Annotated in this window: 14 protein-coding genes and 1 pseudogene; 11 read left to right on the top strand and 4 right to left on the bottom strand. The window is 56.5% G+C overall.

The window, feature by feature from the left end; all coding sequences use genetic code 11:
- The first annotated feature begins 7 nt into the window (after positions 1–7).
- On the top strand, positions 8–469 hold the full coding sequence (locus tag CDUR_RS07800; RefSeq protein ID WP_179417767.1) for a hypothetical protein: 462 nt from the start codon (positions 8–10) through the stop codon (positions 467–469).
- Positions 469–1218: a CPBP family intramembrane glutamic endopeptidase gene (locus CDUR_RS07795; protein WP_179417766.1), complete on the top strand. Its 750-nt coding sequence runs from the start codon at positions 469–471 to the stop codon at positions 1216–1218. The genes CDUR_RS07800 and CDUR_RS07795 overlap by 1 nt, the downstream gene beginning before the upstream one ends.
- A gap of 58 nt (positions 1219–1276) precedes the next feature.
- On the opposite strand, the gene truB is transcribed toward CDUR_RS07795, so the two are convergent.
- The gene (truB, locus tag CDUR_RS07790) at positions 1277–2170 is read right to left on the bottom strand and encodes a tRNA pseudouridine(55) synthase TruB (RefSeq protein WP_179417765.1); all 894 of its coding nucleotides are present in this window, start codon (positions 2168–2170) and stop codon (positions 1277–1279) included.
- 30 nt (positions 2171–2200) lie between these two features.
- Here truB and CDUR_RS07785 point away from each other — a divergent pair, with 30 nt between their 5' ends.
- Entirely contained in the window at positions 2201–3163 is a 963-nt protein-coding gene (locus tag CDUR_RS07785; protein ID WP_179417764.1) for a bifunctional riboflavin kinase/FAD synthetase, read from the top strand.
- Positions 3164–3294: 131 nt separating this feature from the next.
- Positions 3295–3564 carry a 30S ribosomal protein S15 gene (rpsO, locus tag CDUR_RS07780; RefSeq protein ID WP_006063645.1) on the top strand — a complete coding sequence of 90 codons (270 nt, stop codon included), beginning with the start codon at positions 3295–3297 and terminating at the stop codon, positions 3562–3564.
- A gap of 70 nt (positions 3565–3634) precedes the next feature.
- On the opposite strand, the gene CDUR_RS07775 is transcribed toward rpsO, so the two are convergent.
- Positions 3635–5218 carry an MFS transporter gene (locus tag CDUR_RS07775; protein WP_290207100.1) on the bottom strand — a complete coding sequence of 528 codons (1584 nt, stop codon included), beginning with the start codon at positions 5216–5218 and terminating at the stop codon, positions 3635–3637.
- Between the two features lie 171 nt (positions 5219–5389).
- Between CDUR_RS07775 and CDUR_RS07770 the strand changes: the two genes are divergently transcribed.
- Positions 5390–6010: a TetR family transcriptional regulator gene (locus CDUR_RS07770; RefSeq protein ID WP_179417763.1), complete on the top strand. Its 621-nt coding sequence runs from the start codon at positions 5390–5392 to the stop codon at positions 6008–6010.
- Positions 6011–6089: 79 nt separating this feature from the next.
- Here CDUR_RS07770 and CDUR_RS07765 read toward each other — a convergent pair whose 3' ends face one another.
- On the bottom strand, positions 6090–8243 hold the full coding sequence (locus CDUR_RS07765) for an ArnT family glycosyltransferase (protein ID WP_179417762.1): 2154 nt from the start codon (positions 8241–8243) through the stop codon (positions 6090–6092).
- A 68-nt stretch (positions 8244–8311) separates the two neighbouring features.
- Positions 8312–9565 carry a bifunctional glycosyltransferase family 2/GtrA family protein gene (locus CDUR_RS07760; RefSeq protein WP_179417761.1) on the bottom strand — a complete coding sequence of 418 codons (1254 nt, stop codon included), beginning with the start codon at positions 9563–9565 and terminating at the stop codon, positions 8312–8314.
- 200 nt (positions 9566–9765) lie between these two features.
- Here CDUR_RS07760 and CDUR_RS07755 point away from each other — a divergent pair, with 200 nt between their 5' ends.
- From CDUR_RS07755 to CDUR_RS07730, 6 genes and pseudogenes are all read left to right on the top strand, one after another.
- A complete protein-coding gene (locus tag CDUR_RS07755) occupies positions 9766–12000 on the top strand; it encodes a polyribonucleotide nucleotidyltransferase (protein ID WP_179419075.1) in 2235 nt (744 codons plus the stop codon).
- A gap of 150 nt (positions 12001–12150) precedes the next feature.
- The gene (gene dapB, locus CDUR_RS07750) at positions 12151–12894 is read left to right on the top strand and encodes a 4-hydroxy-tetrahydrodipicolinate reductase (RefSeq protein ID WP_179417760.1); all 744 of its coding nucleotides are present in this window, start codon (positions 12151–12153) and stop codon (positions 12892–12894) included.
- Between the two features lie 2 nt (positions 12895–12896).
- Entirely contained in the window at positions 12897–13649 is a 753-nt protein-coding gene (thyX, locus tag CDUR_RS07745) for an FAD-dependent thymidylate synthase (protein ID WP_179417759.1), read from the top strand.
- Positions 13650–13752: 103 nt separating this feature from the next.
- Positions 13753–14664, top strand: a complete 912-nt coding sequence (dapA, locus tag CDUR_RS07740; protein WP_179417758.1) for a 4-hydroxy-tetrahydrodipicolinate synthase — start codon at positions 13753–13755, stop codon at positions 14662–14664.
- 167 nt (positions 14665–14831) lie between these two features.
- Positions 14832–16676 (top strand): annotated as a pseudogene (locus CDUR_RS07735) (ribonuclease J); the annotation flags it as partial.
- 71 nt (positions 16677–16747) lie between these two features.
- Positions 16748–17374, top strand: coding sequence for a TIGR03085 family metal-binding protein (locus CDUR_RS07730; protein WP_233452919.1), 627 nt, complete (start codon positions 16748–16750; stop codon positions 17372–17374).
- Positions 17375–17459 lie beyond the last annotated feature (85 nt).

Genomic DNA, 17459 nt, shown 5'->3' with positions numbered 1-17459 from the left:
GCTCGCAGTGAACATCACGCGCGCGGACGCCGAGCGCCTTACTGGCGGACCCGTTGTGCTGCATTACTATCCGCTCACAGGCGTGTCTTTCATCCTGCAGGCTGTCCGCGGACCTGCCTCGCGTATCGACGGTCGCGTTTTCCACACCGTCACCGACCGCGCCACCGGCAGCATCGCGACCTCGGAAGCGTGGGAGTTAGGGGATGTGGCAGATGTAGATGCTAGTGCTGTATGGAAGGAGTATGAGCCAGCTGATGATGAAGTGAGGCGTTCCATTGTGACGGCAGCCAGGCAGACCCTCACAGCGAGATTACTGCGCACGGTCCGACTGGGGGGACAATTCGAGCTTAGGGTAAACCAGGTTATTGATCCCCTGTGGAAACCAAACTGGCTGTATACTGATAAAAATAAGCGTGTGCAAATACTTGTTGACGGATTAAACGGGAGCATAGCAACGCGGAGGTTGTGATGGATATACTTGCCAGACAACAAGCTAAACCATTTTATTTGGTACTTGTCCGCCTGGTCGTCATGGTAGCGTTGGCGATTGTAACATATTCTATTCTTGCAGCTACCGGTATGAGCAGCGATTTCCCGCCGCTTGATATGCTCTACTTTCCATTTGTTAATATTATCTGCGGCATTGTCATTTGGCGTACATTTCGTCAGTATGACACGTCTATCTGGGCTTATCTTGGTTTTAAGAAAAGCCGGATAGGAAAAGACATAGCGTGGGGATTTCTATGGCTGATTGTCACATATATACCGATGATCATCGCCTTGATGGGGGCAATGTATTTCATGTTTGGTGCTGACATGTTCAACAATTTTGAGCAGGTATTCAGCAAGTCACATCCACAGCTGCCCGGCGGGGTAATAGCGGTGACGAGCATATTTAGCGCGATCGTATTCCTTGCCAATGCGCCGATTGAGGAAATTATTTACCGTGGATGGCTGCAAAATGGCCTAATGCAACGTCACGGTACGATGATTGCTATTGCTGTTCAGGGACTTCTGTTTGGCCTACAGCACACGATGTTCGCCGTTGATGTTCGAGGCATGGTCGTCTATGGGTTTATGTTTTTTGCGTGGGGAATCACTGCTGGCATCATTGTTTACAAGCAGAAGCGTTTAGCACCAATGGTGATCGCACACTGGATTGTTAACGTTGCTTTTGGTGTGGGGCCTATGCTTGCGCTTGGTTTCATAGGGATGTGATGTCTGTGGCACGCAGTGAATGAGAAAATAGTGCATCAAGCGTAGAGGTTGTAGCTCCTCACAACGTTGACGGTCGCGCCACAAACACGGTTGCTAGTCGTTTTCCTTTTTCTTTGACAAGCGCCACGGCCCGCCCATCGGGCGTCACGGCTGCGTGAATTTCTTTCAATCCGCGTGGTTCCAGCCATTGCCCCATGGCGAGTTTGTGCCCTTCTTCTCCACTAACCCGCAGGACGGGGAAGGACGCCGCGAGAGCTTGGTCGAGTGTGAGAGATAGCTGCGGGTTGTCTTCTAGTTCCTCAAGGGTCCGTGCGTGTGTGAGGTCGAACGGGCCAACGGTGGTTCGCCGGAGCGCTGTGAGGTGTCCACCAACCCCTAATGCGTTTCCAAGATCACGAGCGAGAGAGCGGATGTAGGTTCCAGATGAGCAGAATACGTCGACGTCAAGGTCTATGTATCCGTCTACCGACCGTTGGTCCAGAACGTCGAAACGGTGCACTGTCACCGGCCGCGCGGGAATATCAACAGTTTCACCGTCACGTACGCGCTCGTGGGCGCGTTTGCCGTCGATTTTGATGGCGCTCACGGCGGCAGGTTTCTGCATGATGTCGCCGGTGAGTTGGGCAATCGCGGCGTCGATAAGCGTGTCAGTGACATCGGTAGTGTCGGTGCGTGAGGTGATGTCGCCTTCGGCGTCGTCAGTGGTGGTGGATGCTCCGAGCCTTATGGTGGTGCGGTAGGTTTTTGTTTCTGTCACCAGATGGGCGAGGAACCGGGTGCCGCGTTCGATACCAACAACCAGTACCCCGGTGGCCATGGGGTCGAGGGTGCCAGCGTGGCCTACACGACGGGTTCGAAAGATGCGGCGCAGTCGGGAAATGACGTCATGTGAGGTCATCCCGGCGGGTTTGTCTACAATTATCAGCCCGGATCCGAGGAGGCGATCAGTCATGCGCCTAGTGTATGCCGTAGTCTATAGGCCGTGGAGATTTGGCATGGACTTGAGCAGGTACCAGCAAACCTTGATGCCTCTGTTGTGACGATCGGTGTGTTTGATGGGATTCATCGAGGGCATCGTAAGTTGATTGGCGCAGCGAAGGATAGGGCTCGTGAGCTGGGCATCCCGTGCGTGCTCATGACGTTTGATCCGCATCCGCTGGCGGTTGTTGCCCCAGATCATATGCCGCCGATGCTGGGTTCGGTGGCAGTGCGCGCTGATTTGGCCGAGGACCTGGGTGTGGATTACATGCTAGCTGTTCGTTTTACTCCTGAACTTGCCGCGCAAACCCCAGAGGAGTTTTTTACTTCAGTGATCATGCAGCGCCTGCATGCCCGCGCTGTGATGGTGGGGGAGAATTTTACGTTTGGGCACCGTGCCTCTGGCAACACGGATACGCTGCGTGAACTGGGGGAGAAGTATGGCGTAGAGGTAGACGTGGTGACGTTGCTGACGGAGGACGGCACCACTATTTCCTCTTCGGTGATTCGTCAATTACTGCGTGAGGGCGACGTTGCTCATGCTGCGTGGGCGTTGGGGCGCCCGTACCGCGTTGCTGGGGAGGTGGTTCGGGGTGCGGGCCGCGGTGGCCGCGAGCTCGGCTATCCCACAGCAAATCTATACTTCCCGGATTCGGTGGCTCTGCCTGCGGACGGTGTGTACTGTGGCTGGTTCACGGTGCTTGACGACGCCCCGATTAACGGCGATATGGTTCCCGGCAAGCGCTACATGACCGCCGTGTCCATCGGAACGAACCCGACGTTTGGGGATGAGCGCCGCAGCGTTGAAGCGTTTGTGATAGACCAGGATGCTGATCTCTACGGGCGCTATTGCGCCGTGGAGTTTGTAGAACATGTGCGCTGGATGGAAAAGTTCGACAGCGTTGATGAACTGCTGACCGCCATGTCTGAGGATGTGCGCCGCACTCGGGAAATCCTCAGCTCTTAAAGTTGTTCAGAGCAGCTGGCGGCTGCTACTATGTCCTCTGGCTTTAATGACTGCGGTCCACAGCAGTTATGCCCCGCAGCTTAAGAAGCGGTTTTTTCATGTGGACTGAAATACTGATGAGGTAAATTTTCATGGCTCTTACCACTGAGCAGAAGAAGGAAATCCTGGCCGAGTACGGTCTTCATGAGACCGACACCGGTTCCCCGGAAGCACAGATCGCCCTGCTCACGCAGCGCATTCGTCAGCTGACCGAGCACCTGAAGACCCACAAGCATGATCACCACTCCCGTCGTGGCCTGCTTCTTCTGGTTGGTCGCCGTAAGGGCCTGTTGAAGTACCTGGCCGAGCGCAACATTGACCGCTACCGTGACCTGATTGGTCGCCTGGGTCTGCGCCGCTAATAAAGGCACGTGAAAGTCCCCCTGACAGATACTGTCAAGGGGGATTTTTTATGTTCATGACACTGCACTGCTAGTTGTCGTCGACCCCTACGATCTTATCGACCCCACTGCTCTGCCCGGCGTGCCAGAAGTCTTTTCTGCGGATGGTGAACAAAGTGATGATCATTCCTGCCAGGGGGAATAGTGCTGCGACGGTGAAGGTGGTGTGCAGGCTATTGATGAATGCGGCGTCGGCAGCTGATGAGAGTTGTTGTTGCATCATGGCCGGGATTTCAGGGGGCAATAGTTCCCTGAGCGCGTTACCACCTCCTGTGGCAGCGCCTCGCGCGGCATCGGTACGCATGGGGCCCAAGATGCTGGTGGCAGGATCATTTTCGAAATAGTGGTGGACGCGGTTTTGAAAAAATGCACCTAACCCTGCCACACCGATCGCCGCACCTACCTGCTGGAATGTTGCGTTGATGCCTGATGCAACTCCGGCGCGTTCGGGGGAAACGGTGGAGACGGATAGTTCTGTACGGATTGGGTTGAACAGACCCATGCCTATTCCTAGAACAAACATCATGGGTAGTGCGGCGGTCCATGAATCGCCGGAATCAACGAGCCGGATAAGTAGCAGGCCGATAGCAACACAGCCCAGGGCGAGTGCGGCTGAGATGCGGGGTGCGGTTCGTGACGAGATGGTGCCTGAGATGAAAGCCCCGACGACGAGCGTCAAGGTCAGCGGTAGGGCGCGGAGTCCGCTGGCCCAGGCGCTGTAGCCCATCAACACCTGAATGTAGGTGATCAGGAGGAAGATTGCCGCCAATAGCGCAATGTTGAGAAAGAGAGTCGCGATGTTGAGGCCGTTGAAGGTGGTGTTGGTAAATAGGGATGCCTCAAACATTGCCTTGTCGCCCCGGCGGACCTGTAGGACAATGAATGCAATCAGAGTGATTGCTGAGGCTGCAAAAAGTCCTAGGATGAATGTGCTGGTCCAACCATTGTCTTCACCCCGAAGGAGCCCGAGGACAAGCAGTGTCAGGAAGGTAGAAAACAACGCTGCTCCCATAAGGTCCAGCGGTGGGGTGACTGCGGAACGTGATTCCGTAACTCGGATGCGTGTGATAATCAGCGCGATGATTCCAAGCGGTATGTTGATCAAAAAGATCCAGCGCCAATCAAGGCCATCGGTGAGGCCCCCTCCGACGAGTGGTCCGGCTGCGATGGCCAGGCCGCCCACACCACCAAAGATTCCGAAAGCCCGGGTGCGGTCAGCCCCCGTGTAGACATACCCTAAAAGAGCTGGTCCGACGGCAAAAAGGATTGCCCCACCGATGCCTTGGATGAAGCGCGAAACGATGAGCACGTTCACATTCCAGGCGAGTCCGCAGGCCAGGGACGCGAGGGTGAAAATGACGAATCCGATGGTGAAGATGCGGCGTCGCCCGATACGGTCCGCTAGTGATCCCGCGGCGACGAGGATTGCTGCCAGTCCGAGCGCATAGGTATCAAGCACCCATTGGAGCTGCGTAAATGACGCGTCCAGTTCTTTGCGAATTTCTGGAAGTGCGACATTAACCACGTTGATGTCGAGCAGCAGCATGAACACACTCAGTGATGTGACGAGTAGTGTCCAGCCTCTGTGTTGCTGTGTAAGTGAAGGTGTATTCACGATGCCTCCATTCATTGAGATACCTTGATCCGGCTACATACCAATAAGCTTTCACCGACCAATAGTATGTTAAATTATCTGAGTGTGCACGGTTTTTTAAAAGCGCTGCGCACGAGGCATATGCGGGCACCTGTGTTACGGTTGGTCAAACGGTGAAAACATGGAGGGATAATGGCAAAGCCCGCAGCTACCCGCCGACAGGAGTACGCTGAACAGACTCGAAACGCCCTTATCGAGGCTGCCACGCAACGAATGGTCGAACAGGGATATGAGGCAACCTCAATTGCTCAAATTGCTGCGGATGTTCGTGTCTCAAAAGGTGCCGTCTACCATCACTTTCCTGATAAACGCTCCTTGTTTAAAGCCGTGTTTTCAGAAGCCACTAGTCGGTCCGTGGCGACTGTCGCGGAGTCCATGGATCACATGCGCAACAGTCCCCCAGATGATGTGGTGGGCATGGCTATTGACGCCGCCCTCACCACCGCGCTCAAAGACCGAGAGTACTCAGTCCTGCGGCAACAAGCTGCGGCGATACTGTCTCTCGACGAACGTAAGCAGATTAAGGCCGATTCAATCATTCCACTAGTCATACAACTCCACGCCGAGCTGCATGACGACGCCGCGACACTGCAGGTTGACCTCGAAGTTGCGACGTCACTCATCCTGGCAATTCTTGGTGCTGCCAGTGAAGACATTGCCGCCAGCGACGACCCCGAAAAACGCTACGCCCAGTTCCGCCCAGCGCTTATCGCTATGGCAAAGGCATTGGTCCCCAAAGCCGACGTAGCCTGACTGTGTAGGTGTCTTTGGAATAACCCTCAAGGTGGCCAAAAGAAAAACTCCCCGAAAGCTTCGGGGAGTTTTTGGGGACTTAAGAACTTAGATCGTACATGGTCACACCATCAACAGTCTGAGCTGTGAAGTTTTCTTCCACCCAGCTCTGGATCTGGGTGGATGTGCGCTCAGTAGAGCTATCAGAGTTTTCACCGCCAGGGCCACCGGGACCGCCGCCGGGACCGTCACTCACGATGTAGTAGTGGATTTTGCCTTCAGCAACCCACTGCTTGAATTGCTCCAAAGTGGGGGAAGGGTCGGACCCGTTGAATCCACCAATCGGCATGACCGAGTATCCGGCCGCTAGCTGGTAGGTTGCTGCGGATTGCGACCCCGAGGTGGCCGCGACCCAGGTGTAGGAATCGGCATTGGCGGTCAGGAGGCTGGTAACCTCTGTGCTCGCATCTCCGCCACCGAGTAGACCGCCAGGTCCACCTTGGCCGCCGCCGGGACCGCCTTGACCTGCCTGGCCACCTGGGGTGCCTGCACCATCGGCACTACCGTTCGGCGGGGTGGGCATGGTGCCATTCTGACTGGGAGGTGCTGGACGCTGTTGCCCATGTGCCTGTCCGGTGTTTCCATCATTTCCGCCGGTTGGGGGCATCATGTTGCCATTGTGACCGTTGGGACCACCTTGTCCACCAGGACCACCCGGCCCGCCCATGCCGCCCGCAACAGCCGGGCCTGCGGTGGGGATAGATCCCATGTTGCTGCTGTTCACTGTTTCAAGGGAGTAGGCCAGTGGGCCGGACAACAAAGTAAGAGAGCCTGCGACAAGTGTGCTCACTAGCAGCATCTTTGGGTTGAGGAGTCGTGGAGCGAAGGTGTGAATCATGATCAGCACGAAGGTGATAACTCCGGCTGCCACCACAACAAACTTCAACCAAGGTAGGAAATCGGAACTGCGATTCAGCAGGATATACGCCCAGATAGAACTACCCAACATGGATGCGGCAAGGACGGTGTGGATGACGCGGGAGGTGGAGCGATGGGCGTCGATAAGCCCGGCACCAACAAGTGCAGCGATGGCAGGCGCGAGTGCCACCGTGTAGTACTGGTGGAAAATACCCTGCATGAAGCTGAACGTCAGCGCGGTGGCCACAAGCCAGCCGCCCCAAGCGATGTAGGAGGCACGGATGGTGCTGGTGCGCGCGGCGGTGCGGGTCACCCATAGGCCCACAACGAACAGCACCAGGGCGAGAGGAAGAAGCCAGGCAATTTGCCCACCCTGCGCGGATTCAAACATGCGGAAGATTCCTGTTTCGCCCCAGGCGCCACCTTGGCCCTGGCCACCGCCAGGCACAACAGAGCCGGTTTCGTTACCGTTCAGGCGTCCCAACCCGTTGTAGCCAAGCGTGAGTTCAATAATGGAGTTGTTTTGCGAGCCACCAATGTAGGGGCGTTTGTCGGCAGGCCACAGTTCAACGGCAGCAATATACCAGGCAACTGCCGCAACCATAGACGCACCCGCAGCCAACAGCTGCCCAATGCGGCGCATAACACCACCACGAGCACAGATCAGCCACATGAGAGCCAGCGGTGGAACAATCAGCAGAACCTGAAGCTGCTTTGCCAAGAAACCTAGGCCAATGAATGCGCCGGCAGCAACGGCCCAACGCCAACGTCCATCTTCAACACCGCGCAGGCCAGCCCACACAGCGGCAATCATCAAGAACACCAGCATCGCATCAGGGTTGTTAAACCGGAACATCAGCGTTGCCACCGGTGTCAGAGCCAGTGCCCAACCAGCAATCAAAGCAGCAGGCACGCCATGGTGGCGGCGCACCGTGTGATACAACAACGCCACCGACGCCACGCCCAGCAACGCCTCGGGGCCCAGAAGTGAATAGGAATTCAAGCCGAAGATTTTAACGGCCAGCATCATTGGCCATAGCGACAGCGGTGTCTTATCAACCGTGATCGAATTAGCCATGTCGGAGGAGCCGAAGAAGAAAGCCGTCCAGTTATTGGCACCTGCTTGGGCCGCAGCGGCGTAGAAACTATTGCCATAATCGTTGATAGACAAGTTCCAGAAGTACAGAACTGCAGTGACAAGCAGCAGGGAAACAAAACCAATTTTTTCCCACGGCAGGCGCCGCGTTGCCGTATCGCGCTGGGAATGTGGGGACACTGGCCCGGGAACAATGGGGCGCTGGGTTTCTGACGCGCCGGGAGAGAGGGTCACACTCATGGTGTCAACATCCTTTGAAGTCTGCGAAAAAGAATTTTTACCTGGGGAATCATGTGAATGTGAGGTGATTAGCGTGCACCCTCCCTGCCGTTGAACAGCATCCTCAGAGCGACGAAGCGGATCAGCGTGGACACGAGGTTTGCCACGGTGAGCACGCCAAGTTCTATCACTGCGCCCGCACCGGGGAAAGCGGCATGAAGCAGCCAAAGGCTACCGGCTGTGAGCGCCCAACCAAGGAAGAAAACTCCCAGGCCAATGCTGTGATCGGACGTGATGCGGTGGCGTCCGTTCACGCCGAAGGTGAAGGCTCGGTTTGCTGCAGTGTTGCCCACAGCGGTGGTGAGCAAGGCCAGGAAGTTTGCGGCCTGCGGTCCCATGAACATTTGGAAGACCAGATACAACAGCGCATAGGCAATGGTGGAGGCGACTCCGACGGTGATGAAACGCAGTATCTGTCCGGTGGTGTCGGTTTTGGTCACGTATTTCTCGGTGGCAAATGCGGAGAACTCCTTGGGCTGAATTTTGCCGGTGATCAGACCTGTGCCTACCCGCCACATGCCTTGGATGTCTTTGACGGCAGTGTCAATGATGTTGACGCGAGAGTCGGGGTCGTCGATCCAGTCGACAGGAACTTCGTGGACGCGGTACCCGGCTTTTTCAGCGAGAAGCAGCAGCTCCGTGTCAAAAAACCAGGCGTTGTCCTCCACATGGGGCAGCAGGCGTGCCGCGACGTCGGTACGCATGGCTTTGAACCCGCATTGTGCGTCGCTGAAGTGTGCAGCCATGGCTGTTTTCAGCATGAGGTTGTAGGTGCGGGAAATGAATTCCCGCTTCGGCCCGCGCTCCACACGGGAGGTACGCGCAAGGCGGGTGCCAATGGCAATGTCGGAATGCCCGGTGAGCAGTGGGGCCACGAGCGGAAGCAGGCCGTTGAGGTCGGTGGATAGGTCTACGTCCATGTACGCAACAACAGTTGCATTAGAAGCCAACCATGCGCGTTTGAGAGCACGGCCGCGGCCCTTCTCATCCAGATGGATGCGATGGACGTTGTCGTACTGGGCACACAGCGTGCCAGCGACCTCCCAGGTGTCGTCGGTGGATGCGTTGTCGGCGATGATCACTGATGTGGGTACTGGCATTTCTGTGCTGATGAAGGCAGCGAGTTGGTCCACGCAGCGCGGCAGGGAGTGTTCTTCGTTGTACACCGGGATGATGATGTCCATGGTGGCCTGACGCAGGGACTGTGGAGAGGAATAGGCAGGAACCGGTTGGCCTGGAAGTGCCTCTGGCACACGTTCGAGGGTGGATTCTTTCGTGGTCATGGTGCATAGTGTGCTGGGGCAAACTGCAAGCACCATGGAACACCACTGGCAACTGAATAGGAGTTGCTGTGAGAATGCTGGCAGGCATTTTCCTCGGTGCTCTGCTATGGTCTAGGGGAGTCTTGGTACAAGATGACGGACATTCGATGGCACCGACGACCATCGCTGAAGCAAAACTAAAGAGGAGTTTTGTCCTTACCATGAAAGACGTTGTGATTAACAAGGACACCGAATACGGCATTGTGGAGGCACTTGCCACGATTGATAACGGTGATTTTGGTACCCGCACTATTCGTTTTGAAACAGGCCAGCTCGCACGCCAGGCTGACGGGTCAGTGACCGCCTATCTGGATGAAGACACGATGCTTCTATCCACCACAACGGCCTCCAACCAACCGCGCGAGGGTTTTGACTTTTTCCCCCTTACCGTGGACGTAGAAGAACGCATGTACGCCGCAGGTCGAATACCTGGATCATTCTTCCGGCGTGAAGGCCGCCCATCCACAGAGGCTATTCTGGCTGCTCGGTTGATTGACCGCCCGCTGCGCCCCACCTTTGTCAAGGGGCTACGCAACGAGGTGCAGGTGATTGTCACTGTCATGTCCATGGATCCAAAGGACATGTACGATGTCGTGGCCATCAATGCCGCATCCGCCTCCACGCAACTTTCCGGGCTTCCGGTATCCGGCCCAGTCGGCGGCGTCCGCATGGCATTGATCGCTGACGACGACCATCCCAAGGGCCAGTGGGTCGCCTTCCCCACGCATGAACAACACGAGCAGGCACTGTTTGAAATCGTTGTTGCGGGCCGCATCGTGTCTAAGAAGAAAGGCCGCAAAACCATCAATGACGTAGCCATCATGATGGTGGAGGCTGGTGCGACCTCACAGGTGGTAGAACGCATCAAAGACGGCGCGCCCAGCCCCACGGAAAGCGTTGTGGCTCAGGGCCTGGAAGCGGCGAAGCCGTTTATTGAAGTTCTGTGTCGTGCACAGATGGGCCTTGCCAAAGAGGCCGCGAAAGAAACGCAGGAATTCCCACTGTTCCCGCCCTACACTGACGACATTTATGCCGCAGTGGAGAAGAAAGCAGCGAAGAAGCTTGAGCAGCTGCTGACCATCAAAAATAAGCAAGAGCGCGATGAGGCCACCAACGAGCACATGGACTCTATCGTTGAGGACCTGTCCTCCCGCTTTGAAGAGCAGGAGAAAGACATCCGCGCCGCTTACAATGCCCTGATGAAGGCCATTGTTCGCCGCCGCATCCTCACCGACCACTTCCGTATCGACGGCCGCGGCATCACCGACATCCGCGACCTTGGGGTGGAGGTAGACCTCATTCCACGTGCCCACGGTTCCTCGCTGTTCGAGCGTGGCGAAACTCAAATCCTTGGCGTGACCACCCTAGATATGCTGAAAATGGAGCAGCAGATCGATTCGCTCACGCCTGTTGACCACAAGCGCTACATCCACCACTACAATTTCCCGCCCTATTCCACCGGTGAAACTGGGCGTGTGGGGTCCCCGAAGCGTCGCGAAATTGGCCATGGTGCCCTCGCCGAGCGTGCCCTCATTCCGGTGATTCCTTCCCGTGAAGAATTCCCGTACACCATCCGTCAGGTGTCTGAAGCCCTAGGCTCCAACGGCTCCACATCCATGGGGTCCGTGTGTGCCTCCACGTTGTCCCTGTACAACGCCGGCGTGCCGCTGAAAGCGCCCGTTGCCGGTATTGCCATGGGCTTGGTGTCTGATGAAGTGAAGGGCGAAACCCGCTATGTTGCCCTCACCGACATTCTGGGTGCGGAAGATGCCTTCGGTGACATGGACTTCAAAGTTGCTGGTACCGCCGACTTCATCACCGCCCTGCAGCTGGACACCAAACTCGACGGCATCCCGTCGTCCGTGCTTGCCGACGCCCTATCCCAGGCACGCGATGCGCGCCTTACCATCCTGGAAACCATGGCTGAGGTGATTGACACCCCCGATGAGATGAGTTCTTTCGCGCCGCGCATCACCACAGTGAGCGTGCCGCCCAGCAAGATTGGCGAGCTCATCGGCCCCAAGGGCAAGACCATCAACACCATTACCGAGGAAACCGGCGCGAACATCTCTATTGAGGAAGATGGCACCGTCTTCGTGTCCGCCACCAACGGTGAGGCAGCCGATGCGGCTATTGAAAAGATTAACTCCATTGCGAACCCACAGCTGCCCAAGGTGGGTGAACGCTTCCTGGGAACCGTGGTGAAAACCACCGCCTTCGGTGCGTTTGTCTCCCTCCTTCCCGGTCGCGATGGCCTGGTACACATCTCCAAGCTTGGCGGCGGCAAGCGTATCGACAAGGTTGAAGATGTGGTCAACGTAGGCGATAAGATCCAAGTGGAAATCGCCGATATTGATAATCGTGGCAAGATCTCCCTGGTGCCAGTTGAGGACTAGTCACCGTAGATAGCGACAACACCCGCTGATGAAGTAGAGGATTCATCAGCGGGTGTTCTTCTTGAGTACACCCAAATAGCAGGCAGAGTCGCAAAAGCCTAGACTTGATCGGTGGTAACAGACAACAGTGATACATGGAGGGAACCATCAATGATCAGGGTTGGTGTGCTTGGGGCGAAGGGTAAGGTAGGCCAGGCTGTGGTTGAGGGGGTGAACGCCGCTGATGATCTTGAAGTGGTGACCGAGGTGGATCGCGATGATAGCCTCCAGCTTCTTGTGGATAATAAAGCCCAAGTCGTGGTGGATTTCACGGCGCCTGGCGTGGTGATGGACAACCTGGAATTTTGCATCAACAACGGCATTTCCTGCGTGGTAGGAACCACTGGTTTTACGGAGGAGCGCCTGCAGCAGGTACAGAAATGGTGCGATGCGAACCAGGGTGTGAGCGTGTTGATCGCCCCCAATTTTGCTATTTCCGCCGTCTTGACTATGGCTTTTGCCAAGCAGGCCGCACCGTACTTTGATTCGGTGGAGGTTATTGAACTGCATCACCCGAACAAGCTAGACGCGCCGTCTGGAACCGCGATCCATACGGCTCAGGGGATTGCACAGGCCCGCCGTGAGGCTGGTCTTGGTGCGCAGCCGGATGCGACGGACCAGTCACTTGATGGTGCCCGCGGCGCGGATGTTGATGGTATTCCAGTGCATGCTGTGCGGATGACAGGCATGGTCGCGCATGAGGCTGTGATTTTCGGTTCCCAGGGCCAAACACTCACTATCCGCCAGGATTCTTACGATCGCACGTCGTTTATTCCGGGCGTGCTGGTGGGGGTTCGGGGCGTCGATAAGCATCCTGGCCTGACGGTTGGCCTGGAACACTATCTAGGGATGTAGTTGTGGCTCACCATGTGGATCTTAATGTCCAGTTGATTGCGTGCACCGAGTTCACCCCGCCAATGGACGTGGAGTGGACGACGGATGCTGAAGGTGGGGAGGCGCTCATCGAGTTTGCGGGCCGCGCATGCTACGAGAGCTTTGACAAGCCCAACCCCCGTACCGCCACGAATGAGGCATATCTTCGGCACATCATGGAGGTGGGGCACACCGCGCTGCTGGAGCATGCCAGTGCCACCATGTATATCCGGGGCATTTCCCGTTCGGCGACGCATGAACTGGTGCGGCATCGTCACTTTTCGTTTTCGCAGCTCTCGCAGCGTTTTGTGCACCCCGACGAGGCATCAGTGATTGTGCCGCCGCTGATCCGCGAGGATGAGGATCTGACCAGGCTGTTTGATCGTGCTATCAACGAATCTCGGTTTGCCTTCGATGAGCTTCTCGACGCCCTGGAAGACAAGCTCGGTGAGGAACCTAACGCTTTACTGCGCAAAAAGCAGGCGCGACAGGCCGCGCGGTCGGTGTTGCCCAACGCCACGGAATCCCGAATCGTGGTGAGTGGTAATTTCCGGTCGTGGAGGCATTTCATCGGGATGCGGGCTACCGAGCATGCAGATGTGGAGATCCGTCATGTGGCGGTGGAATGCTTGAAGTTATTGCAGGAAGTAGCACCTGTGGTGTTCGGTGATTTTCAGGTAGCCACACTGAGCGACGGTTCCGAAATGGCGACCAGCCCCTTTGTGACAGATTTTTAAGATATGGGCTGACGCCTTCGTGGCCTATATGTGCCATGATTTACGTAGACTCTTTCATCCCAATAGTTTCCCTATAGTTGCAGAAAAGGTTGCGTGGACTACTATGAACTCAGGTTTTGCGGTGACGACAGGTGCTGAGGACTTCGGCACCGTAGCGGTGGCAATGGTCACCCCGTTTGCGGCTGATGGCTCACTTGATGTTGCGGCTGCACGTGCACTTGCGGCTCACCTGGTGGACAAGGGTTGCGATAGCTTGATCCTTTCCGGAACCACTGGGGAGTCCCCAACCACAACCATGGCGGAAAAAATTGATCTCATTACTCATGTGCGTGCTGAGGTAGGGGATGGGGTAAAACTTGTGGCTGGTGCTGGAACCTACAACACAGCTGAATCAATGGAGCTTGCCCGTGCAAGTGCGCAGGCCGGTGCGGACGCATTGCTGGTGGTCACACCCTATTACTCCAAGCCGAACCAGGAAGGACTGTACCGGCATTTCACGATGATTGCCAATGCCACGGACCTTCCCATATGCCTCTACGACATTCCGCCGCGTTCGGTAATTCCGATTGAAAATGATACGATACGACGTCTAGCCGACCACAAGAATATTAAAGCGCTCAAAGACGCTAAGGGTGACATCGCGGGTTCCGCTCCGCTCATCCTCGAAACCGGGCTGGCATGGTATTCAGGCGACGATACGCTCAATCTTCCCTGGCTTGCCGTGGGTGCCACGGGTTTCATTTCTGTGATTGGACATGCAGCTCCGCATATTTTGCGCGAGCTTCACACAAGCTTCGAGGAAGGCGACCTCGCCCGTGCGCGGGAAATCAACGCCACCTTGACCCCGCTGGTCGCAGCCCAGGCCCGCCTGGGAGGTGTCAGCTTTGCTAAAGCTGCTTTGCGTCTGCAAGGCATTGAAGTTGGGGATCCCCGGCTGCCGCAAATCGCCGCAAGCGATGCTCAGCTGGAGGAACTTCGACGTGATCTAGAAAAGGCTGGAGTCCTTACAATATGACTGAACCCCGCAATCGCACTCGGAAAGTCACCCGTAAAGCAGGCCCGCCAGAGGCTGTAGAGTTTCAGGCCCCGCAGTCGGCGGATACAGACGGGCGCTCTGAGAAGAGTACGGAGAAGAAAAAATCCAAGGTGCCGGCGAAAACGAGTGCAGATAACAGCGGAAACTCCCGAAATGGAAACGGCAACGGTGGCGCGCGCGGGCGTCGTAACGGAAACCGCAGCAACAATCGTGGTCGCCGGAATGTTGTGAAATCTATGCAGGGTGCGGATCTGACGCACCGTCTGCCTGCGCCGCCGCGTCCGCCGAAGGATGGGCTACGCATTGTGGCGCTTGGTGGTATCTCCGAAATCGGCCGCAACATGACGGTTTTTGAGTACCGTGGCCGCCTCCTGATTGTGGACTGTGGCGTGTTGTTCCCATCGTCAGGGGAGCCGGGCGTGGACTTGATCCTTCCAGACTTCTCGTACCTAGAAGACAAGATGGATCGGGTGGAAGCGCTCGTTGTTACACACGGACATGAAGACCATATTGGCGCCATTCCGTGGCTGTTGAAACAGCGCCCCGATTTGCCGATCATTGCCTCCCGGTTTACATGCGCCTTGATTCATGCGAAGACGCAGGAGCACCGCCAGCGTCCGAAATTGATTGAAGTGAACGAAAAGTCTCGTGAAAAGCGCGGACCTTTTGATGTTCGCTTTTTTGCGGTGAATCACTCCATTCCTGATTGCCTTGGTGTGGCCATTAAGACTGGCGCTGGCCTGGTCGTTCATACTGGCGATATTAAGCTTGATCAGACCCCGCCGGATGGTCGTCCGACCGATTTGCCCGCACTGGCTCGTTTCGGTGACGAAGGTGTGGATTTGCTGATGTGCGACTCCACTAACGCCACCACACCGGGTGTGTCTGGGTCTGAATCGGACATTGCACCGACTCTGAAACGCCTGGTCGCTGACGCTAAGCAGCGTGTTATTGTCGCCTCGTTTGCCTCCAATGTGTACCGCGTTCAAGCCGCCGTTGATGCAGCAGTTGCTGCGGGACGCAGGGTGGCATTCAATGGGCGTTCCATGATCCGCAACATGGAAATCGCGGAAAAGATGGGCTTTTTGAAGGCACCGCGTGGAACATTCATCACCATGGACGAGGCCGCAAAGCTCGCTCCGCACAAGGTGATGCTGGTGACCACTGGTACCCAAGGTGAGCCGATGGCTGCCCTGTCCCGTATGGCCCGGCGCGAGCACCGACAGATTACTGTCCGTGATGGGGACTTGATTATCCTCAGTTCGTCACTGGTTCCGGGCAATGAGGAAGCAGTGTTCGGTGTGATCAACATGCTTGCCCAGATCGGTGCCACAGTGGTGACTGGTCGGGATGCGAAGGTGCATACTTCGGGCCATGGCTACTCTGGCGAGTTGTTGTTCTTGTACAACGTTGTGCGACCCACCAATGCCATGCCGGTGCACGGCGAGTGGCGACACCTACGTGCCAATAAGGAACTGGCTATTTCCACTGGTGTTGAGGCCGATCGTGTGGTGCTTGCACAGAATGGTGTTGTGGTGGATCTTGTCGACGGCCGCGCGAGTGTTGTGGGCCAGGTTCCTGTTGGTAATCTCTACGTTGATGGCACCACCATGGGTGACATTGATGAAGAAGTTCTGGCGGACCGCACATCCATGGGCGAGGGTGGTTTGATTTCCATCACGGTGGTGATCGATAACCGCACTGGTCGCCCGCTGGAGCATCCGGCGGTACAGGCTACAGGATTCTCTGAGGATGCTGTTGCCATGATGCCTGAGGTTGCGGAGCTGGTGGAAAACACCATGCTGGAGCTTGCTGGTGAGGGCGAGAATGACCCGTACCGTATGGTCCGACAGCTGCGACGCCGTGTGGCGCGGTTTGTGGAGCAGAAGTGGCGCCGCAAGCCGATGATCATCCCCACCGTGGTGCCTATGAGTTCCGATCCTGTGCAGGCCGATGACGATGACATCAAGGGGACTCGCCCGAGCTTGTAAGAGGCTTGCGTGGACGAGCGTCGATGGGCTTGACGGTACGGACATAGCTAAGAATGGTTAGGCTGGGGCGTATGAGTTTTTCTGCTTCTGAACGCACCCAGCTTGCCAAGCTGCTGCTGGAGGTTGGCCCCGACGCTCCGACGCTGTGTGGAGATTGGACCACAAGGGATTTGGCTATTCACCTTTACCTGCGGGAAAACCGGCCTGATGCGGCGGCCGGAATGTTTATTGGTTCGGTGAAGGGCCACCTTGAGCGGGTGACGGAACAAGTTGGGCGGTCCATGACCTACGAGCGTGTGGTGGGGGAGTGGGCTAAAGGCCCAGCGCGGTTTAATCCGATGCGTTTAGTTGATCCGCTGGTTAATGCCGGGGAGCATTATGTGCATCACGAAGATGTGCGTCGTGCGCAGGAGAAATGGCAGCCCCGCGCGTTTGGGCAGGAGGATCGTAAGGCTCTGCACCGAGTGTTGCAGACGATGTCGCGGTTGTTATTGTCCAAGACGACCGTTCCTCTGGTGCTCAACCCCGAAGGGATGGACCGTATTGTGGTGGTTGAGCAGCGCGGCGTCGCTAACCCGGCGCAGAGTGTGCAGGTCATTGGCTCAGTGAGTGAGCTGGTGCTGTGGGCATATAACCGCCCGACTGTGGGGGTGCGGGTTGACGGTGAGCAGAATGCCATCGCCAGGCGCGAGGCATAAAAAGACTGACAGGCATAGTCGTAAACCGTAGATAGGGCATACTATTTTTGCCCTACACCGGTGTGGCACCTGTGACTACTGAGCT

Origin of the sequence: Corynebacterium durum (assembly GCF_030408675.1) — a bacterium.
GTDB classification, from domain to species: domain Bacteria; phylum Actinomycetota; class Actinomycetes; order Mycobacteriales; family Mycobacteriaceae; genus Corynebacterium; species Corynebacterium durum.
The sequence above is the reverse complement of the archived record's forward strand: the minus strand, read 5'-3'. Positions and strand labels throughout refer to the sequence as shown.